Genomic DNA, 15,211 nt, shown 5'->3' with positions numbered 1-15,211 from the left:
CATGCCGGTAATCACTCCTCGAGGGGCAGGACCAAACACATGAACAAGTATCTCACCGCTTCCATCCTCGTCGGCGCGTTGGCGCTTTCGGCCTGCACGCGGCCCGACCGCTTCGGCGGCGGCGCAGGTGCGGGCGCCGACGGCATGGGCGCCGGCGCCGGCATGGGTGCCGGTTTCGATCAGTCGGCGATCGGTCAGGGCGGCCTCGGCGCCGGCAACCCCAACAGCCCCGAGTACTTCGCCCAGAGCATCGGCGACCGGGTGCTGTTCGCGGTCGACCAGTCGACGCTGAGCTCCGAGGCCATGGCGACGCTCGACGGCCAAGCCCAATGGCTGATGACCAACACCGACTACCTCGCGGTGATCGAGGGCCATGCCGACGAGCAGGGCACGCGCGAATACAACGTGGCGCTGGGCGCGCGGCGCGCCAACGCGGCACGCGAATACCTGATTTCGCGCGGCGTGCCGGCTTCGCGCCTGCGGACGATCTCCTACGGCAAGGAGCGCCCGGTCGCGACCTGTTCCGATCCGAGCTGCTACGCGCAGAATCGTCGCGCGGTCACCGTCATCGCGGCCGGGGCGCTGAGCTGATGATGGCCCCCCTGCGCAGCCTCGCGCTCCTGTGCGCCCTTGCGGCTCCGGCCGCGGGGCTTGCGCAGGGGCAGGACAAGACGCTCGCCGACATCCGTCAGGAACTGTCGGTTCTCTACGGCGACATCCAGTCGCTCAGGGGCGAGCTCAACACCACCGGTGCCGCGCCGCAGGCGGTGGGCGGCAATTCCGCGCTCGAACGGCTCAACGCCATCGAGGCACAGCTTCAGGGGCTGACCTCGAAGACCGAAGAGCTGGAGTTCCGCATCAACCGGATCACCACCGACGGCACCAACCGCGTCGGCGATCTCGAATTCCGGATCTGCGAACTCGACGAGAACTGCGACATCAGCCAGCTCGGCGACACGCCGTCGCTTGGTGGTGTCGACAGCGCCTCGAACGTGCCCACCCCTGCGGCGCCGGCCACGACCGGTTCCGGACCTGCGCTGGCGATCGGCGAGAAGGCGGATTTCGAGCGGGCGTCGGAGGCGCTCGCCCAAGGTGACTTTCGCGGCGCCGCTGACCAGTTTGCGGCCTATCTCCAGACCTACCCGGGCGGTGCGCTGAGCGCCGAGGCGCTTTACAAGCGCGGCGAGGCGCTTTCCGGGCTGGGCGACAACGCCGGCGCGGCGCGAGCCTATCTCGACAGCTTCTCGGGCGATCCCGACGGCAAGGTCGCGGCGCAGGCGCTGCTGGAACTCGGCCAATCGCTGGCGGCGCTGGGGCAGGTGCCCGATGCCTGTGTCACGCTGGGCGAGGTCGGCACCCGTTTCCCGGGCAACCCGGCCGCTACCGAGGCGCAGGCCGCGATGCAAAGCCTGTCCTGCCAGTGACCGCCGGGCCGGACGATCTCGTCCGCCGCGCGACCCGATGCCTCGAGACCGGGCCCCGCAACGGGCTCGGTCTCGCCGTTTCGGGGGGCAGCGACTCCATGGCCCTGCTGCACATGGTCGGCCCCGCGGCTCGTGCGCGCGGCCTGACCTGCCGCGTGGCGACCGTCGATCACGGCCTGCGCCCCGAAGCACGGGCCGAGGCGGAGCGCGTCGCCGCGGCCTGCGTGCGCCTCGACCTGCCGCACGAGATCCTCGATTGGACGGGCTGGGACGGGCGCGGCAACTTGCAGGGTGCGGCCCGTCGCGCGCGGCAGGCATTGCTGGGAGATTGGGCCCGGCGCCATAGCCTCGACGCGGTGGCGCTCGGCCACACGCGCGACGATCAGGCCGAAACCGTCCTGATGCGCCTAGCGCGCGGCTCCGGCGTCGACGGGTTGTCGGGCATGGCGTCAGCGCGCGCGACCGCCGGGCTGCTCTGGTTGCGCCCGTTGCTGGATCTCGGTCGCGCCGAACTGAGGGACTGGCTGGAGAGCCGGGGCATCGGCTGGGACGAAGACCCCTCCAACGCCGATATCAGGTTCCAGAGGGTACGAGCGCGCCGCGCCATGACGGCGCTCGAGCCGGTCGGGGTGACGCCGGACGGCCTCGTGGCTACCGCCGAGCGGATGGCTCTGGCCCGGATGGCGCTGGAGCATCTCGCGGATGCGCTGTCGGCCCGGTCCGTGCGGCTCGCGGCGGGGGCGGTGGCGATCGACCCGGAGGCTCTGGCACAGGCTCCGGAGGAAACGCGGCTGCGACTGGTTTCCGCCGCGCTGCGCTGGATCGCCGGTAGCGACTACCGCCCACGGATCGACGCGCTGCGGGCGGCCCTCGCCGGAGCGAGCGCCGGGCGGCGTACGCTGGGCGGCGTCGTGCTGGAGACCTGGCGCGGCGCGACGTGGTTGAGCCGGGAGGTCGCGGCAACGGCACCCGATGCCACGCCCGATGCCTTGTGGGACGGGCGCTGGCAGCTGTCGGGGCCCGCGCTTTCGGGGGTGCGTGTCGCGGCGCTCGGGGAGACCGGCCTGCCGCTTTGTCCACAGTGGCGCGAATTGGGGCTGCCGCGCGCGGCGCTGCTGGCCAGCCCGGCGATCTGGCACGGCGACACGCTGGTGGCGGCCCCCTGCGCTGGCGAGCCCGGTGAATGGTCCGCGCGGATTGTCGCGGATTTCCCTTATCGGGTGCTTCCGCATTGAAGATACCGCGCCAATCTCTATCTTGATTCCGTGGCCCGCGTGCCATTAAGCGCGGCCAAACCAATTTCGGAGGAAATCCTTTGGGCAACGCGCGCAACATCGCCTTCTGGGTCGTGCTTTTCTTGCTGATCCTGGCGCTGTTCAACCTGTTCAGCGGCGGGCAGTCCACGCTCCAGTCGAATTCCCGCAACTATTCCGACTTCGTCGAGGCGGTGGAGACCGGCAACGTGTCGCAGGTCACGCTCGATGGCGAGGAAGTGCGCTATCGCGGGACCGACGGGCGCGACTACGTCACCATCAAGCCCGAGGATGCCGAGGTCACGCAGCTTTTGATCGAGCGTGACATCCCGGTGAACGCGCGCAGCCAAGAGCAGTCGGGCTTCACCACCTTCCTGCTGTCGCTACTGCCCTTCCTGCTGCTGATCGGTGTCTGGATCTATTTCATGAACCGGATGCAGGGCGGTGGCCGTGGCGGTGCCATGGGCTTCGGCAAGAGCCGCGCCAAACTGCTGACCGAAAAGCATGGCCGCGTCACCTTCGACGACGTGGCGGGCATCGACGAGGCCAAGGACGAACTCGAAGAGATCGTCGAATTCCTCCGCAACCCGCAGAAGTTCTCGCGCCTTGGCGGCAAGATCCCCAAGGGCGCGCTGCTCGTGGGCCCTCCGGGCACCGGTAAGACGCTGCTGGCGCGCGCCATCGCGGGCGAGGCGGGCGTGCCCTTCTTCACCATCTCGGGCTCCGACTTCGTCGAAATGTTCGTGGGCGTCGGCGCCAGCCGCGTGCGCGACATGTTCGAGCAGGCCAAGAAGAACGCGCCCTGCATCGTGTTCATCGACGAGATCGACGCCGTGGGCCGGTCGCGTGGCGTGGGCTATGGCGGTGGCAATGACGAGCGCGAGCAGACGCTGAACCAGCTTCTGGTCGAGATGGATGGCTTCGAGGCGAACGAAGGCATCATCATCGTCGCGGCGACCAACCGTCCCGACGTGCTCGACCCCGCCCTGCTGCGTCCCGGCCGCTTCGACCGTCAGGTTCAGGTGCCGAACCCCGACATCAAGGGCCGCGAGAAGATCCTCGGCGTGCATGCCCGCAAGGTGCCGCTCGGCCCTGATGTCGATCTGCGCATCATCGCCCGCGGCACGCCCGGCTTCTCGGGCGCCGATCTCGCCAACCTCGTCAACGAGGCGGCGCTGATGGCCGCGCGCGTCGGCCGCCGGTTCGTAACGATGATCGATTTCGAGAACGCCAAGGACAAGGTGATGATGGGGAGCGAGCGCCGCTCCATGGTCATGACCGAGGACGAGAAGAAGCTGACCGCCTACCACGAGGCCGGTCACGCCATCGTCGGCCTCAACGTCCCGCAGCACGACCCGATCCACAAGGCGACGATCATCCCGCGTGGCCGTGCCCTCGGTCTGGTGCTCAGCCTGCCCGAGCGCGACCAGCTCTCGGTCACCTACACCAAGTACAAGTCCAAGATCGCCATGGCGATGGGTGGCAAGGTCGCCGAGGAGCTGATCTTCGGTAAGGAGAACGTCACTTCGGGCGCGACCTCGGACATCCAGCAGGTGACCAAGATCGCCCGCGCGATGGTCACGCAGTTCGGCTTCTCGGACAAGATCGGCCATATCGACTATGCCAACGAGCAGCAGAGCTATCTCGGCTCCTACTCGGGCGGGGCCAGCCATTCGGCCGAGACCCAGAAGGTCATCGACGAAGAGGTTCGCCGGATCATCGACGAGGGCTACGAGACCGCCAAGCGTATCCTGACCGAGCGCCGCGAGGATCTGGAGCGTCTGGCGCAGGGTCTTCTCGAATACGAGACGCTGACCGGCAACGAGATCACCCGCGTGATCGCGGGCGAGCCGCTGAACCGGGGCGACGACGACGACAGCCAGAAGCCCGAGCAGGGCGGCGGCGCGTCGATCACCGCGATCCCGAAGACGCGCAAGCCCAAGCCGACGGATGGCGGGCTGCCCGAGCCCAGCGCCTGATCAGGCGTTCCATGTGAATCGAGACGAGCCCCGGCCCCGCAAGGCGCCGGGGCTTTTCATGCGCGCTTGAGCAATATCGGGCGGACTGGCATGAGGGGCGCAACCATCGCAGGAGTTGCCATGCCCGCCCTTGCCCCTACCGGTTATACCGGCCGCATCACTTGGCTGGGCCGGGTGCCGCATCGCGCCGCCGCGCCGATCGAGACCGAGGCGCTGAGCGAGATGCCCCTCGGTTTCGGCGGCATGGAAGGAGAAGTCCATGCCGGCCTGACCCGGCCCTCCTGTTCGCGCGTCACCGCGCAACATCCCAGGGGCACCGAGATCCGCAACACCCGTCAGCTCACCCTGCTTGGGGCCGAGGAACTGGACGAGATCGCGGCGAGGCTGGGGTTGGACGCGCTTGATCCCGCCTGGCTCGGTGCGTCCTTGGTGGTGGCGGGCCTGCCGGATTTCAGCCACCTGCCGCCCTCGGCGCGACTACAGGGGCCCGATGGCTGCACGCTGGTCGTCGACATGCAGAACCGGCCTTGCCAGTTCCCTGCGATGACCATCGAAGCGGCCCGTCCCGGCCATGGCAAGGCGTTCAAGCAGGCCTCCAAGGGGCTACGGGGGGTCACGGCCTGGGTCGAGCGCCCGGGCACGCTTCGGCCCGGCGATGCGCTGCGACTGCACCTGCCCGACCAGAGGGCGTGGCGTCCCGAGGCCCGAAACGACGCTTAAGCGCGTAGAAGGGTCGCGCCGGCGCGGCACGATACGGCCCGTGATCGCGAGGCTGGACGGCAGGGAGAGGGGAGAGCGGACATGGTGCAGAAATCGGACATCGAAATCGCCCGCGCGGCGGACAAGCTGCCGATCCGGGAGATCGGCGCGCGGCTGGGCATCGGCGAGGCCGACCTGCTGCCCTACGGGCATGACAAGGCCAAGATCTCGCAGCGCTTCATCGACAGCCTCGAAGGCCGACCCGATGGCAAGCTGGTCCTTGTGACGGCGATCAACCCGACCCCTGCCGGCGAGGGCAAGACCACTACCACCGTGGGCTTGGGCGATGCGATCAACCGGATCGGCCGCCGCGCCGCGATCTGCATCCGCGAGGCCTCGCTCGGGCCGAATTTCGGCATGAAGGGCGGGGCGGCGGGCGGCGGCTACGCGCAGATCGTGCCCATGGAGGAGATGAACCTCCACTTCACTGGCGATTTCCACGCGATCACCAGCGCCCACAACCTGCTCGCGGCGATGATCGACAACCACATCTACTGGGGTAACGAGCTCGAGATCGACACCCGCCGCATTACCTGGCGGCGGGTCATGGACATGAACGACCGGGCTTTGCGGCAGATCACGGCATCCTTGGGCGGCGTGATGAACGGCTTTCCGCGCGAGGCGGGCTTCGACATCACCGTCGCTTCCGAGGTCATGGCGATCCTGTGCCTCGCCACCGATCTGCGGGATCTGCAGACGCGGCTCGGTGACATGATCGTGGCCTACCGCCGCGACAAGACGCCGGTCTTCGCGCGCGACCTCAAGGCCGATGGCGCGATGACGGTGCTGCTGCGCGACGCGATGCAGCCCAACCTCGTGCAGACGCTCGAGAACAATCCCGCCTTCGTGCATGGCGGCCCCTTCGCCAATATCGCGCATGGCTGCAACTCTGTCATCGCCACCCGAACGGCGCTCAAGCTTGCCGATTTCGTGGTGACCGAGGCCGGCTTCGGCGCCGATCTGGGCGCGGAAAAGTTCTTCGACATCAAGTGCCGCAAGGCCGGGCTGCACCCCGACGCGGCGGTACTGGTGGCGACGATCCGGGCGCTGAAGATGAATGGCGGCACCCCCAAGGAGGATCTCGGCACGCCGGATGCCGAGGCCGTCGCGCGCGGCTGCGCCAATCTCGGGCGGCACCTCGCCAATCTCAAGGGCTTCGGCGTGCCGGTGATCGTGGCGATCAACCACTTCGCGGGCGACAGCGAGGCGGAGATCGCCACCGTCATGGACTATGTTCACCAGCATGGCTCCGAGGCGGTGCTGTGCCGCCACTGGGCCGAGGGCGGGCGCGGTGCCGAGGCCCTGGCCGAACGGGTGGTGAAGCTGGCCGAGAGCGGTGCCTCCGCCTTCGCGCCGCTCTACGAGGACGGGATGGGACTGTTCGACAAGATCGACACCATCGCGCGCCGCATCTACCACGCCGATCAGGCGATCGCGGATGCCAGGATCCGCGACCAGCTCCACGCATGGGAAGCGCAGGGCTACGGCCATCTGCCGGTCTGCATGGCCAAGACGCAGTATTCCTTCACCACCGATCCGACCCGGCGCGGCGCGCCCACCGGGCACGACGTGCCGGTGCGCGAGGTAAGGCTGTCGGCGGGGGCGGGCTTCGTCGTCGCGGTCTGCGGCGAGATCATGACCATGCCTGGCCTGCCGAGCCGTCCCGCCGCCGAGAAGATCCGCCTGTGCGAAGCCGGTCATGTCGAGGGTCTGTTCTAGGCCGCCGCACTGTGGGAAAAGGCCCCCGAACGAGCTTTCGGAGGGTTTCGAATGACGGCAGCGGCCGAAATCGGCGACATGGCGGCGCTCAGGCGCGAGATCGACGCGATCGATGCGGAGCTGGTGCGCCTGCTGGCGCGCCGCGCGACGATGATCGAACGCGCGATCGAGCTGAAACCGGGCGAGGGGCTGCCCGCGCGGATCGAGAGCCGGGTGCAGGACGTGCTCGACAAGGTGATCGCCCGTGCCCATGCCGAGGGGCTCGATACCGGTCTCGCGGAGCGGCTGTGGCGCGAGATGATGGAGCATTTCATCGCGCGCGAGGAAGAGGTTCTGGGCAAGGGAGACGCCGAATGAGCGCCACCATCATCGACGGCAAGGCCTTTGCCGCCGACATCCGGGGCCGGGTGGCCGAACAGGTCGCGGCGCTGAAAGCCGATCACGGCATCACCCCCGGTCTCGCCGTGGTGCTGGTCGGCTCCGACGCGGCCTCAGAGGTCTATGTGCGGTCGAAGGGCCGGATGACGGTCGAAGTCGGCATGGAGAGCTTCGAGCATCGCCTGCCCGAGGAAACCTCCGAGGCCGATCTGCTATCGCTGGTCGCGCAACTGAACGCCGACCCGGCGGTGCATGGCATCCTCGTACAGCTGCCGCTGCCCGGGCACATGAATTCCGACGCGGTGATCAACGCCATCGATCCGGCCAAGGACGTGGACGGGTTTCATATCTCCAATGTCGGCCTGTTGGGCACCGGACAGAAGGCGATGGTGCCTTGCACGCCGCTGGGTTGCCTGATGATGCTGCGCGAGCATCTGGGTGACATGTCGGGCAAGGAGGCCGTCGTCATCGGTCGCTCCAACATCGTCGGCAAGCCGATGGCGCATCTGCTGCTGGGCGAAAGCTGCACGGTGAGCATCGCGCACAGCCGTACCAAGGACATCGCCGACGTGGTGCGCCGCGCCGACATCGTCGTGGCGGCGGTGGGCCGGCCCAAGATGGTCAGGGGCGACTGGATCAAGCCCGGCGCCACGGTGATCGATGTTGGCATCAATCGGGTCGAGGCCGAGGGCGGCAAGACACGGCTCGTGGGCGATGTCGATTTCGACGCGGCCCGGGAGGTCGCGGGCGCGATCACCCCGGTGCCCGGCGGCGTCGGACCGATGACCATCGCCTGCCTGCTCGCCAACACGCTGACCGCCGCCTGCCGGGCGAACGGCTTGCCAGAGCCCGAGGGGCTGACGGTCTGATCCCGGGCTAGAAGCGCCGGCGTCCCCGTCCCGTGCCCTTGCGTCCGGGGTAGGGGACGAGCAGGGGCTTGGTACCCGTGAGCACCGCGAAAGCCGGGCTGCCGATCAGCGCCGCGAACTCCGGCGCGGTGGCGGGCATGCCGCCGGTATAGGCGCCATAGGCGGGCAGGATCATCCGGTCCGCGTCGAACAGGAAGCATGGCCTCGTTCCGCCGCAACCGGGCAGGCCGAACTTGGGGTGGTAATGCCCCGACAACTCGCCCCGCGCGCCCACTTCGGCGATATGGCGGAAGACGAGCGGACCGATGACCAACTCGGCATGATGCTCGCCCGGCAGTCCCGCCGGTCCGGGATCGTGATTGCCCTCGACCCAATGCCAGACGCGCCCTTCGATCAGCGAGACGAGATGCGCTCGGTCCTCGTCGTCCAGCCCGTTCGCGGCGTCGAGATCGTCGAAGCTGTCGCCCAAGCAGAGCACGCCGCCCGCGCCCGTTTCCAGCAGATCCGCCTCCAGCCGCTCCAGCGTCGCGCGGGTCTCATATGGCGGCAGCATGGTGCCGCGGCGGCGCGCGATGCGCTCGGACTTGCCGAGATGCAGGTCCGAGACGATCAGCAGGTCCCGCGCGGCCCAGTGGAGCGCGCCGGAGCCCAGCGCACAGAGCGTCTCGCCCTGAAAGGGGATCTCTATTCCGTTCATGGAACGGTCCCATGCCCGCACGGGGCGTCGCGTGCAAGCGGGACCTCCCTCACACCCCCGCGACCGTGGGGGCGCCGAGGGCTGCGAGACCCGATTCCTTCAACAGGCGCGCCGCCTCCTCCTCGGCCAGCCGCTCGCGGCCGGCACCCGCAACGGGCACCCGGTCGCGTTCCAGCAGCATCGCGGCGGCAAGCGGCGTGGGGCGGGCGGCGCGAACGAGATCGACCCGGCCCTTGGTGCGCTCCAGCATTTCCTCGACCCGGGCGAAGTCGACGAGACCGCGCATCGCCTCTTCGCGGGTGACCCGCAGGATCAGGTGCTCTGGGTCGTATTTCGCCAGCGTGTCGTACAGGATGTCGGAGCTGAACGTTGCCTGCCGACCGGTCTTGCGGACCTGCGGCAGGTTCTTCTCGATCAGTCCGGCAATGCTCGCCACGCCCCGGAAGGTGCGCTTCATCACCGCGTTCGAGGTCAGCCAGCCCTCCAGCCCCTCGCGCAGCTCGTGCGCTTCGAACAGCGGCGCCGGATCGCTGAGCTCGTCGAGCCCCCAGATCAACGTCGCGTAATCGGTGCCGACGAAGCCCAAGGGGTGCAGGCCCAGTGTCTCCATCCGCCGTGTCAGAAGCAGACCCAGCGTCTGCTGTGCGTGGCGGCCCGCGAAGGTGTGGAAGCAGGCATGGTGACGCCCGTCATGCTCGAAGGTTTCCACGAGGATGCGCCCCCGCTCGGGCATCTTCGACACCTCGCGCTGGAGGTGCAGCCAATCGCGCGTATGGGGCGGCAGTTCGGGCCAGTCGGGGCGTTGCAGATCGTCGAGGATGCGATGCGCGAGCTGCGCCGAGGTCGGCATCTTGGCCCCGGCGTAGGTGGCGATGCGCGGTTCGCGATCGGCGCGACGGGTGACCTCCACCGTCATTTCGCGCAGCGTCTCGTAACGCACGACCTGCCCGCCGATGAGAAACGTGTCGCCCGGGGTGAGCGATGAGGCGAAACCCTCCTCGACCTCGCCCAAGGGCTTGCCACCGCCGCCGCGCATCCGCACCTTCAGCATGTCGGCATCCTGGATCGTGCCGATATTCATGCGGATGCGCAGGGCGCTTCGAGGGTCTCGCAGCTGCCACAGCCCGTCGGGGCGCCGCAGCAGCCGCTTCCACTTGTCATAGGCGCGCAGCGCATAGCCGCCGGTGGCCACGAAATCGAGGCAGTCGTCGAATTGTGCCCGGCTGATCCCGGCATAGGGACCGACGCTCTTCACCTCGGCAAAGAGCGCGTCCTCGTCGAAGGGTCCGGCGCAGGCGGTGATCATGATGTGCTGGCACAGCACGTCGAGCGGGCCGGGGCCGCGCGGGTTGCCGTCGAGCTCGTGGTCGCGCACCGCCTCGAGCGCCGCCATGCATTCGACCACCTCGAAGCGGTTGGCGGGCACCAGCAGCGCCTTGGACGGTGCGTTGTAGCGGTGGTTGGCCCGGCCGATGCGCTGCACCAACCGCTTGATGTTCTTGGGGGCGCCGATCTGGATCACCAGATCCACGTCGCCCCAGTCGATCCCGAGATCGAGGCTGCCGGTGCAGACGATGGCGCGCAGATCGCCCGCGACCATCGCGGCCTCGACATTCTCGCGCACCTGCCGCGACAGGCTCCCATGATGGATGCCGATCGGCAGGTCGTCCTCATTGGCGAGCCAGAGCTTGTGAAAGAAGATCTCGGCTTGAGCGCGGGTGTTGTGGAAGATCAGGGTGGTCTTGTGCCGTTTCACCTGCGCCAGCACCTCGCGCACGGCATAGCCGCCGCCCGCGCCGGCCCATGGCGGCGGCGCTTCGGTGCGCAGCATCGAGATGTTTGGATCGGGGCCGGGATCGGCCTCGATGATCTCGCAGGGCTCGGGGTGCCGTGCGAGCTGCGCGGCCAGCGCCTCGGGGTCGTCCACCGTGGCCGAAAGCCCGACCCGGCGCAGCCCGGGGGCAAGGCTTTCGAGCCGCCCCAGCGACAGCATCAGCTGGTCGCCGCGCTTGCCCTCCATCAGCGCATGGATCTCGTCGACCACGACCCGTTGCAGCCCGGCGAAGATGCGCGGCGCGTCCTCGTAGGAGATCATCAGCGCGAGGCTTTCGGGCGTGGTCAGCAGGATATGCGGTGGATCGGCGCGCTGGCGTTTCTTGGCGGTCTGCTTTGTGTCGCCGGTCCGGTCCTCGATCCGGATCGGCAGTCCCATTTCCTCGACCGGGATGGTCAAGTTACGCCTGATGTCGGTGGCCAGCGCCTTCAGCGGCGAGACGTAGAGCGTGTGGAGCCCCTTGTGATCGCCCTCCGCCAGCTCGGCGAGCGTCGGCAGGAAACCCGCGAGCGTCTTGCCGCCACCGGTGGGTGCGATGAGCATGAGCGCAGTCGCGTCGGACCGGTCGAGCATCTCTTGCTGGTGCGGATGAACGCTCCAGCCACGTTTGGAAAACCAGTCCTCGAAGATGGGGGGCAGGGCGCTCATCACCCCCATCTAGGGCGCGCGGCCCCCGCTTTCAAAGCGCGGCGAGCTTCTGCGCCAGATCGTCGCGCAGCCGACCGATCCGGTTCTCCAGATCCGCCTCGTCGGCGGTGGCGCCGGTTTCGGACCAGTGCGAGAACCGCTCCAGCAGCGGCAACAGCGTTTCGCGCTCCTCCACCGTCCAGTCGGAGAGAAACCCGCCCAGAAGCAGGAACTTGTAACGCCGCACCGCCTCGACGATGGCCTGCCCCGAGGGGGTAAGCGCGACGATGGTTCGCCGCGCATCGGCCTGGCTCGCGGCGCGTTCGGCAAAGCCGCGCGCGATCAGGTCCGAGACGATCCGGCTGGCGCGCGACGGGTCGATGTTGAGCCGCTGCGCCACGGTCGACACCATGGTCTCTTCGGCGGGGTCGTCGCCGAACTCGTTGGCGGGCGCATGGATCGCGATCATCACATCGAGCTGCGCAAGATCGAGCGGCAGACCCAGTTCGGAGAGCGCCCGGTGCCCCAGTTCTCGCGTGCGCACCCGTCGGCGCCAGCGTTGCAGCACCGCGTCGAAGGCGAGTGCCGCCCGCGTCACCTCCGGATCGATCCCGGCCCGCGCCATGTCCCCGATCAGTTCCTCGTCGCGTTCGGCCATTCCCCGCCTCTCCAAATTGCATGCCATTGACATGAATCTGCCAGTGTCACATATCTGGCGTTACCGCCCCGTTTCCGCAAGCCTCTCCGCCCTTCGGCGGAGCGTGCGGGCCTGTACCCTGATAGCCCGGAGTTTCGCATGACCGCCACACCCCAAGCCATGGAGACGCCGGGCCATCATCGGCGACTGGCGATCTGGGCGGTGGCAGTGACGCTTTTCGTGGCCTCGACCGGCCAGACCATCGTGTCCACGGCGCTGCCGGTGATCACCGCCGATCTCGGCGGGCTGAACCGGATGAGCTGGGTGGTCACGGCCTATCTTCTGGCCTCGACCGTCGGCGCGCCGATCTTCGGCAAGCTGGGCGACCTGTTCGGCCGCAAGGCGGTGATGCAGGCCGGGCTGGGTGTGTTCACCTTGGGCGCGCTGATCTGCGGTGTCGCGCCGTCGATGGAGGTGCTGATCGCGGGGCGCGCGGTTCAGGGGCTGGGCGGCGGGGGCCTGATCGTGGTGGCGATGGCGGTGGTGGCCGACCTGCTGCCCCCGCGCGAGCGTAGCCGGGTGCAGGGCGCGCTGGGCGGGGTGTTCGGCCTTTCCACGGTGGTCGGGCCGCTGGTCGGGGGCTTTCTGGTGCAAAGTCTCGGCTGGCACTGGATCTTCTTCGCCAACCTGCCGGTGGTCGCCATCGCTTGGGTCGTGCTGCAATCGGCGTTGCGCGGACGCGCGCCGGGCGCCCGGCCCCACATCGACGTGGCAGGGGCGGCGCTCTTGACCGCGACGCTGTCGGGGCTGGTGCTGATGACGAGCATGGGCGGCACCGCGCTGGGCTGGAGCGAACCGGCGATGCTGGCGCTGATCGGCGCGACGATGGCGTCGCTCACGGGGTTCCTTTTCGTCGAGGGCCGTGCCGCGGAGCCGATCCTGCCGCTGTCGCTGTTCCGGCTCAACGCGGTGGCGGTGGTCAACGCGGCGGGGCTGCTGGTCGGCATGGCGATGTTCGGCACGATCACCTTCCTGCCGCTCTATCTGCAGGTTGTGCAGGGGGTCTCGCCGGTATTGTCGGGAATGTTCCTGCTGCCGATGATGGGGGGACTGATCGGCGCCTCGATGGTCTCGGGGCGGGTGATGGGCCGCACGGGCCGCTACAAGGCGCTGCCGGTGGCCTCCACCGCGCTGCTGGCCGTGGCGATGCTGGGTCTGTCGCGGCTTGGTCCCGACACGCCGCTCTGGCAGGTCGTGGCGTTGATGACGGCCACCGGGCTCGGCATCGGGCCGATGATGAGCGTCGGCGTCGCGGCGATCCAGAACGCGGTGCCGCGCGCGATGCTGGGTGTGGGCACCGCCAGCGCCAACATGTTCCGCCTGATCGGCGGCTCGCTCGGCACCTCGATCTTCGGGGCGGTGTTCGGCGCCGGACTGGCGCAGAATCTCGCGGGCCGCGTCGAGGGGGCAGGGCTCGGCACGATCAGCCGCGACAGCGTGATGGCGCTCGAACCGCATCTGCGCGAGAGCGTGCTGGCAGGCTTTGCCGCGGCGCTCGATCCGATCTTCCTGCTTGCGGCAGGGATCGCCACGCTGGCCTTCGCCGTCACGCTGCTCTTGCGCGAGGTGCCCTTGGCCGAAGCGTGAGGGGGTTCAGCGCACCACCGCGCCCTCGCGCACGAACATGTTGTCCCAGGCCCGGTCGATCAGTTCGGGCGTCATCTGGTAAGGGATTCTCTCGAACTCGCAGATCGAGATGATCTGGTCGATCAGGAATACCGGTTGGTAGTTGGCATAGACATTGCCGATGGTCGGGTACTTGGCCTTGAGCAGATGGATCAGCGCGGCCTGGCTCAGCGGCATCTTCTTCTTGCGCGCCACCAGCGCGAAGATCTTGAGGAAATCCTCCTGGCTGGGCCCGTCCACGCGGATCTTGAAGAAGATCCGCCGCAGTGCTGCCTGGTCGAAGATCTCATTGGGATGGAAGTTGGTGGAGAAGATCACCAGCGTATCGAAGGGCACCTCGAACTTTTCGCCGGATTGCAGCGCGAGGATATCGCGGTTCTCTTCTAGTGGCACGATCCAGCGGTTCACCAGCTTCTGGGGTGGTTCGGCCTGTCGGCCCAGATCGTCGACGATGAACACGCCGCCCGTGGCCTTGAGCTGCAACGGCGCCTGATAGGTGCGCGCCACCGGGTTGTAGACCAGATCGAGCATGTCGAGCGACAACTCGCCCCCGGTGACGACCGTGGGCCGCTCGCAGCGCACGTAGCGGGTGTCGAAGCGCGTGGTCGAACGGCGCAGCGCGTTCGGGTCTTCCGGAGCATCCTCGATGCTGGCATGGATGATCGGGTCGTAGACGGTGATGACCTGCCCGCCATATTCGAGCGCGCGCGGCACATAGACGAGATCGCCGAGCGCGGCGCGAATGCCGTTCGAGATCGAGGATTTGCCGTTGCCGGGCGGGCCGTACATGAGGATCGAGCGTCCGGCGCCGATGGCGGGTCCGAGTTGGCCGATCAGCCCGGGCGGCAGCACCAGATGTCCCATCGCCGCCTGCAGCCGGTCGCGGGTCATGGTCAGGTTGCGTACCGACTGCTTGGCCACCTGCTCGCGGTAATCGGCGAGAGGCACCGGCATGGCGCCGAAATATTCTGATTGCGCCAGCGCGTCGAGCGCCCGGGCCCGGCCCGCCTCGGTAAGCTGGTAAGGCATTTCGGCACTGGCACCGGGACCGGTGAGCGTGCCCATCGCCTCGATCAGCTTCTGACCGCGCAACAGATCGACGAGTTCCTGCGCGACGTTGACGGGCAGGCAGGTGGCACGGGCGACCTCGCTGACCAGTCGGGCATTCATGCGGAAGATCGTCTTGAGGGCGATGTCGCGCATCATCACCATCGGCAGTCCGGCCGCCTCGAGGCTGCGCGGTACCTGCGGCGCCATCGCGCCGATCTGCATGTTCATCGAGATCTCCCGTCACTGCCGCTGCCATTCGGCCCTGCCGCCCGAGCTTCGCAAGCGATTGTGGCAGCAGC

Annotated in this window: 13 protein-coding genes; 9 read left to right on the top strand and 4 right to left on the bottom strand. The window is 68.3% G+C overall.

What is annotated here, in order from left to right:
* Nucleotides 1-39: 39 nt before the first annotated feature.
* From pal to folD, 8 genes are all read left to right on the top strand, one after another.
* Nucleotides 40-591, top strand: coding sequence for a peptidoglycan-associated lipoprotein Pal (pal, locus tag O4G76_RS09310; RefSeq protein ID WP_085894632.1), 552 nt, complete (start codon nucleotides 40-42; stop codon nucleotides 589-591).
* Nucleotides 591-1,424 carry a tol-pal system protein YbgF gene (gene ybgF / locus O4G76_RS09305; RefSeq protein WP_269397069.1) on the top strand — a complete coding sequence of 278 codons (834 nt, stop codon included), beginning with the start codon at nucleotides 591-593 and terminating at the stop codon, nucleotides 1,422-1,424. Before pal ends, ybgF begins: the two co-directional genes overlap by 1 nt.
* Nucleotides 1,421-2,659, top strand: coding sequence for a tRNA lysidine(34) synthetase TilS (gene tilS, locus O4G76_RS09300; protein WP_269397068.1), 1,239 nt, complete (start codon nucleotides 1,421-1,423; stop codon nucleotides 2,657-2,659). Before ybgF ends, tilS begins: the two co-directional genes overlap by 4 nt.
* Nucleotides 2,660-2,739: 80 nt before the next feature.
* A complete protein-coding gene (gene ftsH / locus O4G76_RS09295) occupies nucleotides 2,740-4,656 on the top strand; it encodes an ATP-dependent zinc metalloprotease FtsH (protein WP_269397067.1) in 1,917 nt (638 codons plus the stop codon).
* A gap of 120 nt (nucleotides 4,657-4,776) precedes the next feature.
* Nucleotides 4,777-5,376 (top strand): MOSC domain-containing protein, encoded by a 600-nt coding sequence (locus tag O4G76_RS09290; RefSeq protein WP_269397066.1) that lies wholly within the window; start codon nucleotides 4,777-4,779, stop codon nucleotides 5,374-5,376.
* Between the two features lie 81 nt (nucleotides 5,377-5,457).
* A complete protein-coding gene (locus O4G76_RS09285) occupies nucleotides 5,458-7,134 on the top strand; it encodes a formate--tetrahydrofolate ligase (protein WP_269397065.1) in 1,677 nt (558 codons plus the stop codon).
* 51 nt (nucleotides 7,135-7,185) lie between these two features.
* Nucleotides 7,186-7,491, top strand: coding sequence for a chorismate mutase (locus O4G76_RS09280; protein WP_269397064.1), 306 nt, complete (start codon nucleotides 7,186-7,188; stop codon nucleotides 7,489-7,491).
* Entirely contained in the window at nucleotides 7,488-8,381 is an 894-nt protein-coding gene (folD, locus tag O4G76_RS09275; protein WP_269397063.1) for a bifunctional methylenetetrahydrofolate dehydrogenase/methenyltetrahydrofolate cyclohydrolase FolD, read from the top strand. Before O4G76_RS09280 ends, folD begins: the two co-directional genes overlap by 4 nt.
* A gap of 7 nt (nucleotides 8,382-8,388) precedes the next feature.
* Here folD and pdeM read toward each other — a convergent pair whose 3' ends face one another.
* Genes pdeM through O4G76_RS09260 form a run of 3 tightly spaced genes read right to left on the bottom strand, consistent with a single transcriptional unit; the run spans nucleotide 8,389 to nucleotide 12,197 of the window.
* Nucleotides 8,389-9,078, bottom strand: a complete 690-nt coding sequence (pdeM, locus tag O4G76_RS09270; RefSeq protein WP_269397062.1) for a ligase-associated DNA damage response endonuclease PdeM — start codon at nucleotides 9,076-9,078, stop codon at nucleotides 8,389-8,391.
* A gap of 49 nt (nucleotides 9,079-9,127) precedes the next feature.
* On the bottom strand, nucleotides 9,128-11,560 hold the full coding sequence (locus O4G76_RS09265) for a ligase-associated DNA damage response DEXH box helicase (protein WP_269397061.1): 2,433 nt from the start codon (nucleotides 11,558-11,560) through the stop codon (nucleotides 9,128-9,130).
* A 31-nt stretch (nucleotides 11,561-11,591) separates the two neighbouring features.
* Complete coding sequence (locus O4G76_RS09260) at nucleotides 11,592-12,197, bottom strand: MarR family winged helix-turn-helix transcriptional regulator (protein ID WP_269397060.1); 606 nt, start codon at nucleotides 12,195-12,197, stop codon at nucleotides 11,592-11,594.
* Nucleotides 12,198-12,335: 138 nt separating this feature from the next.
* On the opposite strand from O4G76_RS09260, the gene O4G76_RS09255 reads away from it, so the two are divergent.
* Nucleotides 12,336-13,823, top strand: a complete 1,488-nt coding sequence (locus tag O4G76_RS09255; RefSeq protein WP_269397059.1) for an MDR family MFS transporter — start codon at nucleotides 12,336-12,338, stop codon at nucleotides 13,821-13,823.
* A gap of 6 nt (nucleotides 13,824-13,829) precedes the next feature.
* Here the strand turns inward: O4G76_RS09255 and O4G76_RS09250 are convergent, their stop codons facing one another.
* A complete protein-coding gene (locus O4G76_RS09250; RefSeq protein WP_269397058.1) occupies nucleotides 13,830-15,140 on the bottom strand; it encodes an ATPase in 1,311 nt (436 codons plus the stop codon).
* Nucleotides 15,141-15,211 lie beyond the last annotated feature (71 nt).

The sequence above is a fragment of the Limimaricola sp. G21655-S1 genome (genome assembly GCF_027213785.1).
Classification (GTDB): Bacteria; Pseudomonadota; Alphaproteobacteria; order Rhodobacterales; family Rhodobacteraceae; genus Limimaricola.
This window is presented reverse-complemented; position numbering and strand designations above follow the sequence as displayed.